The following is a 14,009-nucleotide window of genomic DNA, read 5'->3' on the forward strand; positions in this document are numbered from 1 at the left end:
GGCATCATGCGCGGCAACCCACCGGTAACCTCCTGGGGCACGACCCTCAAGTCCCGGACCATGGGGGTCTTCGTGCTGGTGATTCTGGTGCTATGGATCGCCCTCGGATATCAAATCTTGCAGTCCCGCCAGGAAGTCTTGAATCGCGCCCGGGCCAGCACAGAAAATTTTGTCGATGTAATCGGGGCCTATGCGCAAATGGTTTTTGCCAATGTTGACGGCAACCTCAAACATTTGGCGGAGTATTTTCATGCGACTCCGGAATTGACGCCATTTGATCCGACGGTAGTTGATATGTTGGCCGACATGGTGCGGCAGTCTCCCGGGGTGACCTCCTTTGATGTGGTGGACCAGACGGGCCTGCTCTTCCAGTCGGCCTTCGTCGGCCGCGATGGCAATGTGGTATTGCCGAAAAAACCTGTCGATGTTTCGGACCGGACCTATTTTCGTCATTTCCTGCAGCAGTCTGAAAGGGAGACGGAGGGGGCACCGCTGTTCGTCGGCGAACCCTTGCAGGGGCGTCTGGATCAGCGCTGGTTCGTGCCCTTGTCGCGCGCCCGCAAGGACCATGACGGCACCTTTTCCGGAGTCGTTCTGGCTACCCTGGACCTGACCGATATCCTGGGTTTTTCGCGCTCTTTCGATCTCAGCGAGGGGGAGGCGATTGCCATGGCCCGCACCGATGGCATTTTGCTCGGGCATGTGCCCGCTTCCCGGCAATTGATTGGCAAATCCTTCAAGCACGGGCCATTGTTTCAACAACATTTGCCCCATTCATCCCGGGGCTACTTCGAGGCCGTGGCGTTGATCGACGGTTTCGAACGTCTGTTGGCTTTTCAGTCATTGCCGAACGTTCCCATCGTGGTGCTTTTTTCCAAACGCAAGGACCTTGTCCTGGCACCCTGGCGAAAGGAAACCTTGATCCGGCTGCTGGTTGGGCTGGCCCTGACCCTGGCCATTGGCCTGTCGGCCTGGGTGATAGCGCGACAGGCCCATCGGCTGGAATCCAACGAATGGAATTTGCGTCAGCGAGTCGAGGAGCGGACGCACGAATTGCAGCTCTCCATGGAGGAATCCAAACAGGCCAATCAGGCCAAGAGTCAGTTCCTGGCGCTGATGAGTCATGAGCTGCGCACGCCGTTGAACTCGATCATCGGCTTTTCGGAAGCCATGACCATGGGCATATTTGGGCCGTTGTCCGATCGCTACCGGGACTATGCCGGAGACATTCAGAAGTCGGGAACCCATTTGCTGACTCTGATTGACGATATCCTGGACATCTCCCGGATCGAGGTGGGTAAGTTGAGCCTCTATGAGGAATGGCTGTCCTTCGAGGATGTGGCACGGACGGCGCTGCGCATGATGGAAGGTCCGGCGGCCAAGGCGCAACTTCAGTTGGACAGGCGTTTGGATGACCCACTGCCCGAAATACTGGCCGATGAGCGGCGCTTGAAGCAAATTCTGGTCAACCTGCTCAACAACGCGATCAAATTCACGCCGCCCGGCGGACAGGTCACGTTCGCCGCCGAGTGGACTGGCACAGGGGATCTCAGATTGGTAGTTTCCGATACCGGCGTGGGGATCAGCCGCCAGGATCAGCAGCGTATTCTGGAGCCTTTCGTGCAAGTGGAAGGGCCTCTTTCGCGGCGTCACCACGGGGTCGGCCTGGGATTGCCCCTGACCAAACGACTGGTGGAAATGCACGGAGGGAGCCTGACATTGGAAAGCGCGGTGAACCAGGGAACGCGGATCATTTTGCTGTTTCCCGAAAACCGCTTGCGGCACCCGACACCAAAGGACTCGATTTTGCGCCGCGGGGCTTGATCGCCTGCCTCGGGTTGCCGATACTGCGACCTTCTTTTCCCCCCCAATGGATGGCCGTCATGACCTTGGTTTCCGAAGAAGATCTGTCTGCCGCCGCCCGGGTGGTCTATCAGCACATGAGTCCGACGACGCAGATTTCCTGGCCCTTGCTGTCCCAACGCAGCGGCTGCGAGGTCTGGGTGAAGCATGAAAACCATACCCCCATCGGGGCGTTCAAGGTCCGCGGCGGGCTCAATTATCTGACCAGGCTGCGGCAGACCCAGCCTTGCATCGGCGGCGTGATCTCTGCCACTCGGGGCAATCACGGTCAGAGTCTGGCCCTGGCCGCCGCCCGGCTCGGGCTGCGGGCGGTGATCGTGGTGCCGCGCGGCAACAACCCGGAAAAGAACGCCGCCATGCGGGCCTTTGGGGCGCATCTGATTGAGCATGGGGACGATTTTCAGGCCGCCTATGATCAGGCGATGAATCTGGCTATCACCGAGGGACTGCATCCGGTGCGCGCCATCCATGCGGATCTGGTCGCCGGGGTGGGCACCTATGGCATGGAGCTGTTTCAGGCCGTGCCGGATCTGGACACGGTCTATGTGGCCATCGGCCAGGGGTCGGGAATCTGCGGGCTGATGTCGGCGCGGCGGGCCTTGGGTCTGTCCACGCGGATTGTCGGCGTGGTGGCCGAGCAGGCCGACTGTTATGCCCAATCCTTCGAGGCCGGACAGGCTATCAGCACCGAGTCGGCGGATACGCTGGCCGACGGCGTGGCCTGCCGCATACCGGACCCGGCGGCATTGGAAAGCATCCTGGATGGGGTGGCGCGGATCGTCCGCGTTTCAGAAGCGGAGATTCTGGCCGCCATGGGGCACATGTTCACCGATACCCATAATCTGGCCGAGGGGGCGGGGGCCGCATCCCTGGCCGCGCTGCTCAAGGAAAAGGACCGGATGCAAGGCCGCAAGGTGGGGCTGATTCTGACCGGCGGCAATGTGGACAAAACCCTGATGGCCCGCGTTCTGGAGGGGGCCTGAGTTCGAAGACGGGGCGACTTTGAGCGCCTAGTTGTCCAGGTTTTGCAGGGTCAGACGGCCGATGCCGTACAACAGGTTATAAACCGCCATCTTGGTGTCGTACTTGGCGATGATCCGTTCCAACTGCGCCAGATAGACATCCCGTTCGGCATCCAGCACGTTGAGGACGGTTTCCTTGCCCTCTTCACGCAGCTGCTGGGTCGAATCGAACACTTCCTGGGCGATGACCACCGCGTTTTCGAGAATTTCCAGACGCTCGCGGGAGGTTTGCAGTTCGTGCCACGCGATCTTGACCTGCTCTTCGACCTTGCGCAGGACGTAATCCTTGTTGTCCTTGGCGGCGCCGTAGTCGGCGGCAGCCTGGGCGACGCGGGCGCGGGTGGCAAAACCGTTGAAGATTTCCCAACTGGCTTCCACCATTACCGAGGCATCGCGACGGATGCCGAGGACCACGTTGTTGTCTTTTTCGTAGTTGGCGGCTCCGACCAGATTGACCGTGGGCAGATAGCCTGCGGATTGGGCCTGCTTGTTCTCGGCGGCGACTTCGATCAGCGCGTCGCCGGACAGTATCGACGGATTTTCGACCCGCGCCGCCTCGATGGATTCCTCAACCGTTGGCGGCAATAGGTCCAGCGGCGGCTCCGGTTCGATCATGTCGGCGATTTCGGGGGCCTTGTCGAAGGTCTGGTAGAACTTGGCAATGGCCTCTTCTTGCAGGCGCTGGAATTCCACCAACCGGCGGTGCGCGTCCTTGAGGTGCGATTTGGCGCGCAAAACATCAAGGGAAATCCCGGAGCCGCGCTGCACCCGTTCGTCTTCCAGATCGGCCTGTTCCTGGATGGTGGCCACATTGGATTGGGCGATGGCGGCCAACTGGCTGAGCTTCAGGACATCCACATAGGCCTTGATGCCTTCGAGCATGGTCTCCTGGGTGGTTTTTTCCGAATCCACTTCGGAGGCGAGCTTGCTGAAACGGGCCGAACGCACGGAGGCCGGCAGCGCGCTGTCATAGAGCTTCTGGGTGAGGGTCACGCCGAATTCCTGGCGCGGCAGATCCCAGGGGTCCTGGTTGGTGCTGCGCCGGGTCGGGTTGTTGATGTGCTCGAAGCCGTAGGTTCCCGAAAGGGCGATCGTGGGATAATAGCCGCCCAGGGCCGCGTTGACCGCCTCATCCGAGGACGTGATGGTCTTCTGGGAACTGAGCACCCTCGGGTGGTTGGCCACCAGATCCTTGAGTTCCTCGTTCAACGGGGCGGCAACCACCGAAGACGTCGCCATCAGGCAGGTAAGGACGGACATGCCGACCATAGTGCGACGAATCTGTTTCAACGGAGTCCCCTCGATCTTCTCTAGCGAATTTATAATCTAATCAAAGGCCGGGATCAGGTCAAAAGCAATTGTGGCATGCAAAACAACACGCACAAACACCCCAGACCGGGATCAGGTCTGGGGTGTTCTTGTTATTTTATTTATTTACAATGTGTTAGTTTGATAATCGGGGCTCTGGATTTGGCGCCGTAAGTGTTGCGGAATGGCAACAGCTTTCGGATATGCGCTTATAATGTCAGAGTGAGCTCGGCCACGCCCTCGTCTTGAATGTTGCGCCGCTTGAATCCCATGCGTTCGGTCAACGACAACATGCGGCGGTTTTCCAGCATGACCTGGCCGACCATTTCGCGGGTGCCCCTGGCCCGACAATAGGCGATCATCTTGTCGAGGAGCTTCCAGCCGAGCTTCTGTCCCTTCAGATCAGAGCGCACCACAATGGCGAATTCCGCCCGTTCGTTGTTGGGATCGGTCACCGTGCGCACCACGCCGAGGGTTTCCGGATCATCGCCGTTGGTCCGTTCGGTGGTGGCGATGAACGCCATTTCCCGGTCGTAATCAATCTGGGTCAGCCGGGCCATCTGAGAATGGGGCAGGCTGTCCACTTGCCCGAAGAAGCGGAAACGGATGTCCTCGGGAGAGAGCTTGGAGATGAACTCGTGATGCTCCGGCTCGTCTTCGGGGCGGATGGGGCGCAATCTGACCTTGCCGCCCGAACGCATGGTGAAATTTTCTTCCAGTTCTTTCGGATAGGGGCGGATGGCCAACCGCTGGATGGTGTCGCCGGTGGCGGCGGCACAGCGGATTCGTGCGTCGAGGGCCAGCACGCCGTTTTCGTCGGCCAGCAGCGGATTGATATCCAGTTCGACGATTTCCGGAATATCGACGACGATTTGCGAAATCTGCATCAGGGTCAGGCACAAGGCATTCATGTCCACTTCCGGACGATCCCGATAGCCTTTGAGCAATTTCGAAATACGGGTGCGGGAAATCATGTCGCGGGCCAGATTCATGTTCAGCGGCGGCAGGGCGATGGAGCGGTCGCCAATGACCTCCACCGCTGTTCCGCCCTGGCCGAACAACAGGACCGGACCGAAGATGGGATCGGTGCTGACACCGATGATCAACTCGTGCGCACCGGGGCGGATGGCCATTTTCTGCACGCTGAAGCCATGGATTTGGGCCTCCGGCATGCGTTCGGAGATTCGACTGAGCATGGATTCGGCCGCCGCACGCACCACTTCCGCCGAATCCAGATGCAGATCCACGCCGCCCACATCCGACTTGTGACTGATGTCCGGTGACAGGATTTTCAAGGCGACGGGGAACCCCATCTGCCGGGCCAGGGCGACCGCGCCGTCGACATTGGTGGCGATATGGGTTTCCACGGTGGGAACGCCATAGGCGGCGAGCACCGCCTTGGCTTCCGGCTCGCTCATGATGTCATGACCATTGGCCAGCACATTTTCCACCACCAATCGGGCGGCAGCGGCGGCGGGCGTGAACTCGGAATGCGCCGAGGGCGGCATTTCCATCAGCAGTTCCTGGTTGCGCCGGTAGTTGACCATATGCATGAAAGCCTCGATGGCCCGTCTCGGGGTGGCGTAGGTGGGAATGCCCGCCTCGGAAAAGACCTTGCGGGCCGGTGCCACGGCCATTTCACCGACCCAGTTGGTCAGGATGTTGGCCTTGGTCCCCCGGGCGACATCGACGACCGCCCGGGCCGCTTCCACGCTGTCCGCCGTGGCGGTCGGCGCATGCATGACCAGCAGGGCGTCCACTTCTTTTGAATTGAGAAGGATTTGGGCGGCATTGGAATAGCGCGCGCCCGGGGCGTCGCCGATGATATCCACCGGATTGTCATGGGACCAGTTGGAGGGCAAAACGGCGTTCAATTGAGAGATCGTTTCTTCTCCCAGGTGGGCCAGGCGACCACCGGCCCTAATCAAATCGTCCACCGCCATGACGCCGATGCCTCCGCCATTGGTCATCACGGCCAGACGATCACCCTTGAGCTTGCGCGCCCGGGCCAGGGTTTCCACGGCGGCGAAAATCTCGCCGATATCATCAACCCGCAGCATGCCGGCGCGGCGGAAGGCGGCATCGTAAACGTCGTCAGCTCCGGCCAGGGCCCCGGTATGGGAAGCAGCGGCGCGGGCCCCCTCGGCCACCCGGCCCGATTTGATCACGATGATCGGCTTGTTGCGGGCGGCAGCCCGACCGGCGGACATGAAATTGCGCCGTTTGTGGATTGATTCGATATAGAGCAAAATGGCATGGGTCTTCGGATCGCTGCCCAGGTAGTCGATCACGTCCCCGAAATCCACATCGGCACAGTCGCCGAGGGAAATGAAGTGCGAGAAGCCGATGCCATGGGCCTGTGCCCAGTCCAGAACGGCGGTGCAGAGTGCCCCGGACTGCGAGACGAAGGCGATTCGGCCCGGCAGGGCGGGCAAATGGGCGAAGCTGGCGTTCAGGCCGATGCCGGGAACCAGCACGCCGATGCAATTGGGGCCGAGCAGGCGCATGCCGTAACGCTGTGCTTTTTCCAACATTTCCTGCTGTAACGTGCGGTTCGGTTCGTTCGAGGCAGCAGACATGCCCGCCGCCACCACCACGGCGGCCCGGGTGCCCAACTGCCCTAATTTATCGATGATCGTCGGCACGGTCTCCGCCTGGGTCAGCACAATGCCCAGATCCGGAACCAGCGGCAAACTCTTGATGTCCGGATAGGCCAGGACCCCGGCCACCGAGGTATGTTTCGGATTGACCGGCATGATCGGGCCCTTGAACCCGCCCTGCAACAGGTTGGTCATGACCCGCGCTCCGACCGAACCCTCGCGATTGGAGGCCCCAATGACGGCGACCGAGGTGGGTATGAAAAGTTTCTCGAAATTTCTCGTGGTCATGGCTTTTGCCATCCGTATCAAATGAGGAAGGATCTGCCACAAGTTTAGGCGTATATATTGTGCGATGCAATATGATATCTTTGTGATGTAAGCCTGTTTGTTGTAACATAAATATAAAGTATGTGTGCATATGCGAAATAATTCGCAATCCCCTGCGCGGAGGCCAAATACGAAGGACTGGGAAAAGGGGGGGGGATTTGGAGGCGCGGACCAGATTCGAACTGGTGTACACGGCTTTGCAGGCCGCTGCGTAGCCACTCCGCCACCGCGCCGGGAAGGATTGGCTCCGGCGGTAGGATTCGAACCTACAGCCCTGCGGTTAACAGCCGCATGCTCTACCGTTGAGCTACACCGGAATATCCTGGCCCATCGGCCCGCGAATTCGAACAAACTGCTTGGTCCGCGAAGCGATAGGGAACGGAACATAGAGGCTGTGTTCGGGATGGTCAAGCGCCCGATGCGCAAAAAATGACCTCTTCGGGCAGCCCTTCAGGTCCCGGTTCGGATGCTGGACGGCGACAGGCGTTGTCATCGTTGCCCATGGAGATTATAAAGCCCTGATCCAATGCATGAGGACGAGGGGGTCTGAGATGGATTTCGCGGTCGCGCGCCACAATATGGTGGAGAACCAGGTTCGGGTTAACCGGGTCACCGACCCCTTGGTCCTGGAGGCCATGGCCCAGGTGCCGCGCGAGGATTTCGTGCCCGAACGGGCGCGCGGCGTCGCCTACATGGATGACAGCATTTCCCTGGGCCGAGATCGGGGGCTCATGGAGCCCATGGCGCTGGCGCGGATGCTTCAGGCGGCGGCGGTTCAATCCACCGACGTGGTTCTGGATCTGGCCTGTGGTCTGGGTTATGGGGCGGCGGTGCTGGCGCGTCTGGCCAACACGGTGGTGGCGGTGGAAAGCGACCCGGATCTGGCGGCCCAGGCCTCCAAGATCCTGGCCGAGAAAGGCGGCGACACGGTGGCCGTGGTCGAAGGTCCGTTGATCGAGGCTGCGGCCCGTCAGGCACCCTATGACGTCATCCTGGTCGAGGGCATGGTGGGAGAAATCCCTGCGGCGCTGATCGCCCAGTTGGCCGAAGGCGGTCGGCTGGTGGCGGTGGTCGAAACTGCCGCCGGTTTGGGGCGGGCGGTGCTGGTGACTCGGAACCAGGGATTGAATTCCCGACGGGAATTGTTCGATATCGGCATTCCCCCCTTGCCGGAGTTCGGTAAAGCCCCCACATTCTCCCTGTAGTATAGACTCACCCTGCCGTCGGCCGCTTCCCGGGATGGGATTCCCGTTGATTGCGGTCGCGTAAGTGATAAGGAAGACGTGCCTTGGACCAGTCGGTTCCGTTCAATATTGATGTTCATCAACTGAAGCAATTGCTCGATCAGGGCGAGGACCTGTACGTTCTCGATATCCGGGAACCCTGGGAGGTCGCCATCTGTGGCTTCGATGACAGTCTAAAGATCGCCATGCGCAATTTGCCCGAACGGCTTCAGGAACTGCCCCGGGACAAGCCTTTGGTGGTGATGTGCCATCATGGGGTACGCAGCCTGCATGCCACCCAATGGCTGCGCCATTCGGGGGTGGACAATGCGATCAACCTGCAAGGGGGCATTGATGCCTGGGCGCGCCAGGTGGACATTTCCTGCGCCACATACTGATTCGCCCTATACCATATCTTAACCACTCATCAAGTACTTGGTTCTATTGTAATCCGTTGTTGGTGCGGCTAATCTCCTGTGAGGAGTCCGACCCTGCCCAAAGCTGAGGTCGGGACATGGGTCGAGAATGCGCCGGAGTCGCGCCTGCGAACGGTGCCTGTGGGAGTTGATGCAATGAAACGGTTTCCTGTGGTGTTGGCGGTTGCGCTGGGCTTTGCGGCCCAGGGGGGCGCGGCATCCGGTATGACTCTGGAAGAGGCGTTGATTACCGCCTACGGCAACAATCCTACCCTCAAATCCCAGCAGGCCAGCCTGCGGGCCTCCGATGAATTGGTGTCCCAGGCGATTTCCAACTGGCGGCCGACTGTCTCGGTCAGCGCCGACGTGGCCAAGGAAAGGGATACCCTCAATTCCCGCGCGGGGACCCAGCGCGATCAATATCGTTCACCCATGAGCATGAGCGCCACCGTTTCGCAGCCTCTCTATCGGGGCGGCCGGACCCTGGCCCAGACCGATAAGGCCGAGGCCCAAGTGCGCGGACAGCGGGCTGATCTGTTGGTGCAGGAACAAAATGTGTTGCTCGATGCGGCCACCGCGTACCTCAATGTGTTGCGCGACCGGGCCGTGGTCGATCTGAACATCAGCAACGAAAGCGTCTTGCAGCGTCAGTTGGAAGCAACCCAGGACCGCTTCCGGGTCGGTGAAATCACCCGGACCGATGTGTCGCAAGCGGAAGCCCGGCTGGCCGGCGCGGTGGCGGATCGCATTCAGGCGGAAGGGGACCTGGAAGTCTCGCGGGCCAATTTCGCCAATATCATCGGCCAGATGCCCGAAGGTTTGGAGAAGCCGCCGGTAGTGGACGGCCTTCCGGAATCGCTGGAAGCGGCGCTGGCTCTGGCATTGGACGCCAATCCCTCGGTGCAATCCTCATCCGAGGACGAATTGGCGGCAATGCACAATATCGACCTGATCAAGGGCGAGTTGCTGCCGACGGTCACCCTGTCGGGCACCGCCAGCCGATCCCTGGACTCGGTCTCTGAAACCTCGTCCAACAACAATCTCGAAGCCAAGGTATCCCTCTCGGTGCCGCTGTATCAGTCCGGTTCAGTCTATTCCCGGCTGCGGGCGGCGCGTCAGGAAGCGAGCCAGCAACGGATGACCCTGGAGCAGGCGCGCCGGGATGCCATCGAGAGTGCTTCCCGGGCCTGGGAGGAACTCAGTTCCGGTCGGGCTCGCATCAAGTCCATCGAGGCCCAGATCAAGGCCGCCGAAGTGGCCCTGGATGGGGTGCAGCGGGAAGCGACCGTCGGCTCGCGGACCGTTCTGGATGTTTTGGATGCCGAGCAGGAACTGCTCAACGCCAAGGTCTCCTTGGTGCGTGCGCAGCGCAATGAAATGGTGGCAGTATACAATTTGAAGGCGGCCGTCGGTCAGATGACGGCTGTGGGACTTGGGCTGCCGGTGGCACCGTACGACCCGAAACAGCACTACGAAGAAGTGCGGGATAAGTGGTTCGGCGGGACAAGCACTGGTGATGGCGAAGGGATGGGAACTGTCGCCGGAGAGTAACCTCCGAGTGTGCGGGTCCGTCCGAACAGGGAATGCGAGAATCTGATGAGCGAAGAGGACACCGCCCAACAAGAACCGTCGATGGAGGATATTCTCTCTTCCATCCGGCGCATCCTCTCTGAAGACGGCGAGGACGACGACGCCCCTGCGGCGGAGGTTGCGCAAGCGGAACCGGAGCCCGAGCCCGAGCCCGAACCGGAGCCCGAACCCGAGCCCGAACCCGAGCCCGAGCCCGAGCCCGAAATGGAGCCGGAACCCGAGCCGGAGGAAGAGGAAGCCTCGTTGTCTCAGGATGACCTGGATGCCCTGTTCGATTCGTCTGGCGATGACGCGGAAATCGATTTCGAGGACGAGACGGACTACGAACCGGAACCGGAACCGGAGCCCGAATACGAACCGGAGCCCGAATACGAACCGGAACCCGAATACGAACCGGAGCCGGTGGCACCACCGCCACCACCACCGCCCCGGGCTCCCCGACCGGCGGCCCCCCAGTCGGATGTGCTGGAACTGACCCCGGCCATGGTCGCGGCGGCCCCCGGCATCGTCTCCAGTCAGGCGGCCCATCGCTCCACCGACGCCCTGGCCGATCTAGCCCGCGAACTGCTCAGTAAGCGCGATGTGGCTGTCGGGAGAGGGGATCTGACCCTGGAGGGTCTGGTGCGTGAGATTCTGCGCCCGTTGCTCAAGGAATGGCTGGATGAAAATCTGCCCTATCTGATTGAGCGACTGGTCAAGAAAGAGATTGATCATATGATCAATCGCGCCGAACGTCTGGACCGCTAAGTCGGAACAAGGTATTTCAGACAGCGTCTCCGGTGATGCCGGAGGCGCTGTTTGGTTTTTTGGGATAGCAGGCCATGTTGGAAAAAAATTACCGTCCGGACGATGTTGAAAAGCGACTCTATGAGGAGTGGGAGTCCGGCGGCGCCTTCCGCTGCAATCATGTGCATGGGGTGGAAGGCGCGGCGGGCGATCCCTATGCCATCGTCATTCCGCCGCCCAACGTGACCGGCAGCCTGCATATGGGGCACGCCCTCAACAACACGCTGCAAGACATTCTGATTCGCTACAAGCGCATGACCGGCGGCGACGTGCTGTGGCAACCGGGCACCGACCATGCGGGCATAGCCACCCAGATGGTGGTCGAGCGGCAGATGGAAAAGGAAAAGCTGACCCGTCACGACCTGGGGCGCGAGAAATTCATCGAACGAATCTGGAAATGGAAGGCCGAATCCGGCGGCACCATCACCGGCCAGTTGCGCAGCCTTGGCGCTTCCTGCGACTGGGACCGCGAACGTTTCACCATGGATGAGGGGCTGTCCCGTGCTGTGCGCAAGGTGTTCGTGCAACTCCACAAGGAAGACCTGATCTATCGCGACAAGCGGCTGGTCAACTGGGACCCCTTGCTGCATACGGCGATTTCCGACCTGGAAGTGGAACAGCGCGAGGTCGAGGGCAAGATGTGGTATTTCAAGTACCCGCTGGCCGACGATCCAAGCCGCCATATCATTGTTGGCACCACCCGCCCGGAGACCATGCTTGGTGATACGGCGGTGGCCGTGCATCCGGACGACGAACGCTACACTGATCTCATTGGCAAAGACGTGATGCTGCCGATCGTTAACCGGCGCATCCCGATCATCGCCGACGACTATGCCGACCCGGAAAAGGGTTCCGGCGCGGTGAAGATCACCCCGGCCCATGATTTCAACGACTTCGAGGTCGGCAAGCGGGGCCGCTTGCAGGTCATCAACGTGTTGGACCGGGAGGCGCGGATTCGATCGGACGCCTTGGAGATCTGGCGCTGGGCTGAAACCGAAACCGGGGCCATGACCGTGCTCGCGGAAAAAGGGCCGGACGGCGCGCAATTGTCCGAACTGTTGCCGGTGCATCTGCGCGGCCTCGACCGTTTCGAGGCCCGTGACGTGGTGCTGAAGGACATGGAACGCCTGGGGTTGCTCGACAAGATCGACGAAAATCCCATGACCGTGCCCTATGGCGACCGCTCCGGGGTGGTCATCGAGCCGTTTCTGACCGACCAGTGGTTCGTCCGTGCCGAAGTGTTGGCGCAACCGGCCATCGAGGCGGTGGAGCAGGGCAAAACCCAATTCGTCCCCAAGAACTGGGAGAAGACCTATTTCGAATGGATGCGCAACATCCAGCCCTGGTGCATCTCGCGGCAAATCTGGTGGGGACACCAGATTCCGGCCTGGTTCGGTCCCGACGAGACCATTTTCGTCGAACTGACCGAGGAGGAGGCCCATGCCGCCGCCGAGAAGCATTACGGCCACCCCGTTGAACTGAAACGGGAAACCGATGTGCTCGACACCTGGTTCAGCTCCGCCCTGTGGCCGTTTTCGACTTTAGGCTGGCCGGACGAGACGCCGGAATTGGCTAAATACTATCCCACCGACGTGCTGATTACCGGTTTTGACATCATCTTTTTCTGGGTCGCCCGGATGATGATGATGGGCCTGCACTTCATGAAGGATGTGCCATTCCACACGGTCTATATCCATGCCTTGGTCCGCGACGAGAAGGGCCAGAAAATGTCCAAGTCCAAGGGCAATGTCATTGATCCGTTGGTGCTGGTGGAGAAATACGGCGCCGATGCCATGCGCTTCACCCTGACCGCTTTTGCCGCCCAGGGTCGCGACGTCAAGCTGTCGGAAAGCCGGGTCGAGGGCTATCGGAACTTCGTCACCAAGCTGTGGAACGCGGCCCGCTTCTGCGAGATGAATGAGTGCAAGCCGGTGGCCGATTTCGATCCCGCGTCCTGCACCATGACGCTCAACAAATGGATCATCGGCAAGCTGGCCGATTGCGCCCGTGACGTTGAAGCGGCGCTGGCCGGGTACCGTTTCAACGAGGTGGCCGGGTCGCTTTATCAGTTCACCTGGGGGACCTTCTGCGATTGGCATCTGGAATTCGCCAAGCCGGTGCTGCAAGGCGACGATGCGCAGGCGCAGGCGGAAACCCGCGCCACCACCGCCTGGGTGCTGGATCGTCTGTTGCATCTGTTGCATCCGATCATGCCCTTCGTGACCGAAGAGTTGTGGCGACAACTGGCAGACGACCGGCCTTATGCGCTGATTGCCGGGGTCTGGCCCGCCTTGCCCGCGTCCCTCAGTGACGCGGATGTGGCGGCGGAAATGGATTGGGTGGTGCGTCTGGTGACCACCATCCGGGCCGTGCGCTCGGAAATGAATGTGCCCGCCGGGGCCAAGATCGACGCCCTGCTGCGCAATGCCGACGCCCGCTCCCAGGCCCGCCTGGAGACTCACCGGGATCTGGTGGAGCGTCTGGCGCGGTTGGAGAAAATCCAGCTTCTGGAGGGCGACGTGCCGACCGGTTCGGTGCAGGCTGTGCTTGACGAGTCCACCATCGTGCTGCCGCTGGCCAATGTCATCGACGTGGCGCAGGAAAAGGCGCGCCTGGAAAAGGAAATGGCCAAGCTCGACGGCGATATTCTCAAGGCCGACAAGAAACTGAGCAATCAGGGATTCCTGGCCAAGGCCCCGCCGGAAGTGGTGGAGACCGAACAGGAGCGCCGCGAGGAAGCCCGGGCCGCCCGCGCCAAACTGGCCGAGGCCCTGGAGATGCTCAAGGGCGCGCTGTGATCGGGCGCGCCCTCATTTTGATTTCGGTGTCATAAATCACGGTCTCGATGACCGAAAACTGTCATCTTTCTTTACA

General features: G+C 60.7%; 9 protein-coding genes and 2 tRNA genes. 7 read left to right on the forward strand and 4 right to left on the reverse strand.

Going from position 1 to position 14,009, the window contains the following annotated elements; genetic code table 11:
* Positions 1 to 6: 6 nt before the first annotated feature.
* Complete coding sequence (locus ACYQ1P_RS10280) at positions 7 to 1,824, forward strand: sensor histidine kinase (RefSeq protein ID WP_460020270.1); 1,818 nt, start codon at positions 7 to 9, stop codon at positions 1,822 to 1,824.
* Between the two features lie 59 nt (positions 1,825 to 1,883).
* A complete protein-coding gene (locus ACYQ1P_RS10285) occupies positions 1,884 to 2,846 on the forward strand; it encodes a threonine dehydratase (RefSeq protein ID WP_460020271.1) in 963 nt (320 codons plus the stop codon).
* Between the two features lie 27 nt (positions 2,847 to 2,873).
* On the opposite strand, the gene ACYQ1P_RS10290 is transcribed toward ACYQ1P_RS10285, so the two are convergent.
* From ACYQ1P_RS10290 to ACYQ1P_RS10305, 4 genes are all read right to left on the reverse strand, one after another.
* Positions 2,874 to 4,175 (reverse strand): TolC family outer membrane protein, encoded by a 1,302-nt coding sequence (locus tag ACYQ1P_RS10290; protein ID WP_460020272.1) that lies wholly within the window; start codon positions 4,173 to 4,175, stop codon positions 2,874 to 2,876.
* A gap of 227 nt (positions 4,176 to 4,402) precedes the next feature.
* Positions 4,403 to 7,081, reverse strand: coding sequence for a bifunctional acetate--CoA ligase family protein/GNAT family N-acetyltransferase (locus ACYQ1P_RS10295; RefSeq protein WP_460020273.1), 2,679 nt, complete (start codon positions 7,079 to 7,081; stop codon positions 4,403 to 4,405).
* 198 nt (positions 7,082 to 7,279) lie between these two features.
* A tRNA-Cys gene (locus tag ACYQ1P_RS10300) sits at positions 7,280 to 7,353 on the reverse strand.
* Between the two features lie 9 nt (positions 7,354 to 7,362).
* Positions 7,363 to 7,437 (reverse strand) — tRNA-Asn (locus tag ACYQ1P_RS10305).
* A 234-nt stretch (positions 7,438 to 7,671) separates the two neighbouring features.
* On the opposite strand from ACYQ1P_RS10305, the gene ACYQ1P_RS10310 reads away from it, so the two are divergent.
* The 5 genes from ACYQ1P_RS10310 to ACYQ1P_RS10330 all read left to right on the forward strand — a co-directional run bounded on the left by ACYQ1P_RS10310 (position 7,672) and on the right by ACYQ1P_RS10330 (position 13,933).
* Complete coding sequence (locus ACYQ1P_RS10310) at positions 7,672 to 8,325, forward strand: protein-L-isoaspartate O-methyltransferase family protein (protein WP_460020274.1); 654 nt, start codon at positions 7,672 to 7,674, stop codon at positions 8,323 to 8,325.
* An 83-nt stretch (positions 8,326 to 8,408) separates the two neighbouring features.
* Positions 8,409 to 8,741 (forward strand): rhodanese-like domain-containing protein, encoded by a 333-nt coding sequence (locus ACYQ1P_RS10315; RefSeq protein WP_460020275.1) that lies wholly within the window; start codon positions 8,409 to 8,411, stop codon positions 8,739 to 8,741.
* Positions 8,742 to 8,915: 174 nt separating this feature from the next.
* A complete protein-coding gene (locus tag ACYQ1P_RS10320) occupies positions 8,916 to 10,310 on the forward strand; it encodes a TolC family outer membrane protein (RefSeq protein ID WP_460020276.1) in 1,395 nt (464 codons plus the stop codon).
* Between the two features lie 45 nt (positions 10,311 to 10,355).
* The gene (locus ACYQ1P_RS10325; RefSeq protein WP_460020277.1) at positions 10,356 to 11,096 is read left to right on the forward strand and encodes a DUF2497 domain-containing protein; all 741 of its coding nucleotides are present in this window, start codon (positions 10,356 to 10,358) and stop codon (positions 11,094 to 11,096) included.
* Positions 11,097 to 11,170: 74 nt separating this feature from the next.
* Positions 11,171 to 13,933, forward strand: coding sequence for a valine--tRNA ligase (locus ACYQ1P_RS10330; RefSeq protein ID WP_460020278.1), 2,763 nt, complete (start codon positions 11,171 to 11,173; stop codon positions 13,931 to 13,933).
* Positions 13,934 to 14,009: the final 76 nt, after the last annotated feature.

The sequence above is a fragment of the Magnetospira thiophila genome, from assembly GCF_054657015.1.

Bases quoted from the DNA above. Each gene is read 5' to 3' on its own strand.
- ACYQ1P_RS10280 (WP_460020270.1), top strand. From the start codon at position 7: ATGCGCGGCAACCCACCGGTAACCTCCTGGGGCACGACCCTCAAGTCC.
- ACYQ1P_RS10285 (WP_460020271.1), top strand. From the start codon at position 1,884: ATGACCTTGGTTTCCGAAGAAGATCTGTCTGCCGCCGCCCGGGTGGTC.
- ACYQ1P_RS10295 (WP_460020273.1), bottom strand. From the start codon at position 7,081: ATGACCACGAGAAATTTCGAGAAACTTTTCATACCCACCTCGGTCGCC.
- ACYQ1P_RS10310 (WP_460020274.1), top strand. From the start codon at position 7,672: ATGGATTTCGCGGTCGCGCGCCACAATATGGTGGAGAACCAGGTTCGG.
- ACYQ1P_RS10320 (WP_460020276.1), top strand. From the start codon at position 8,916: ATGAAACGGTTTCCTGTGGTGTTGGCGGTTGCGCTGGGCTTTGCGGCC.
- ACYQ1P_RS10325 (WP_460020277.1), top strand. From the start codon at position 10,356: ATGAGCGAAGAGGACACCGCCCAACAAGAACCGTCGATGGAGGATATT.
- ACYQ1P_RS10330 (WP_460020278.1), top strand. From the start codon at position 11,171: ATGTTGGAAAAAAATTACCGTCCGGACGATGTTGAAAAGCGACTCTAT.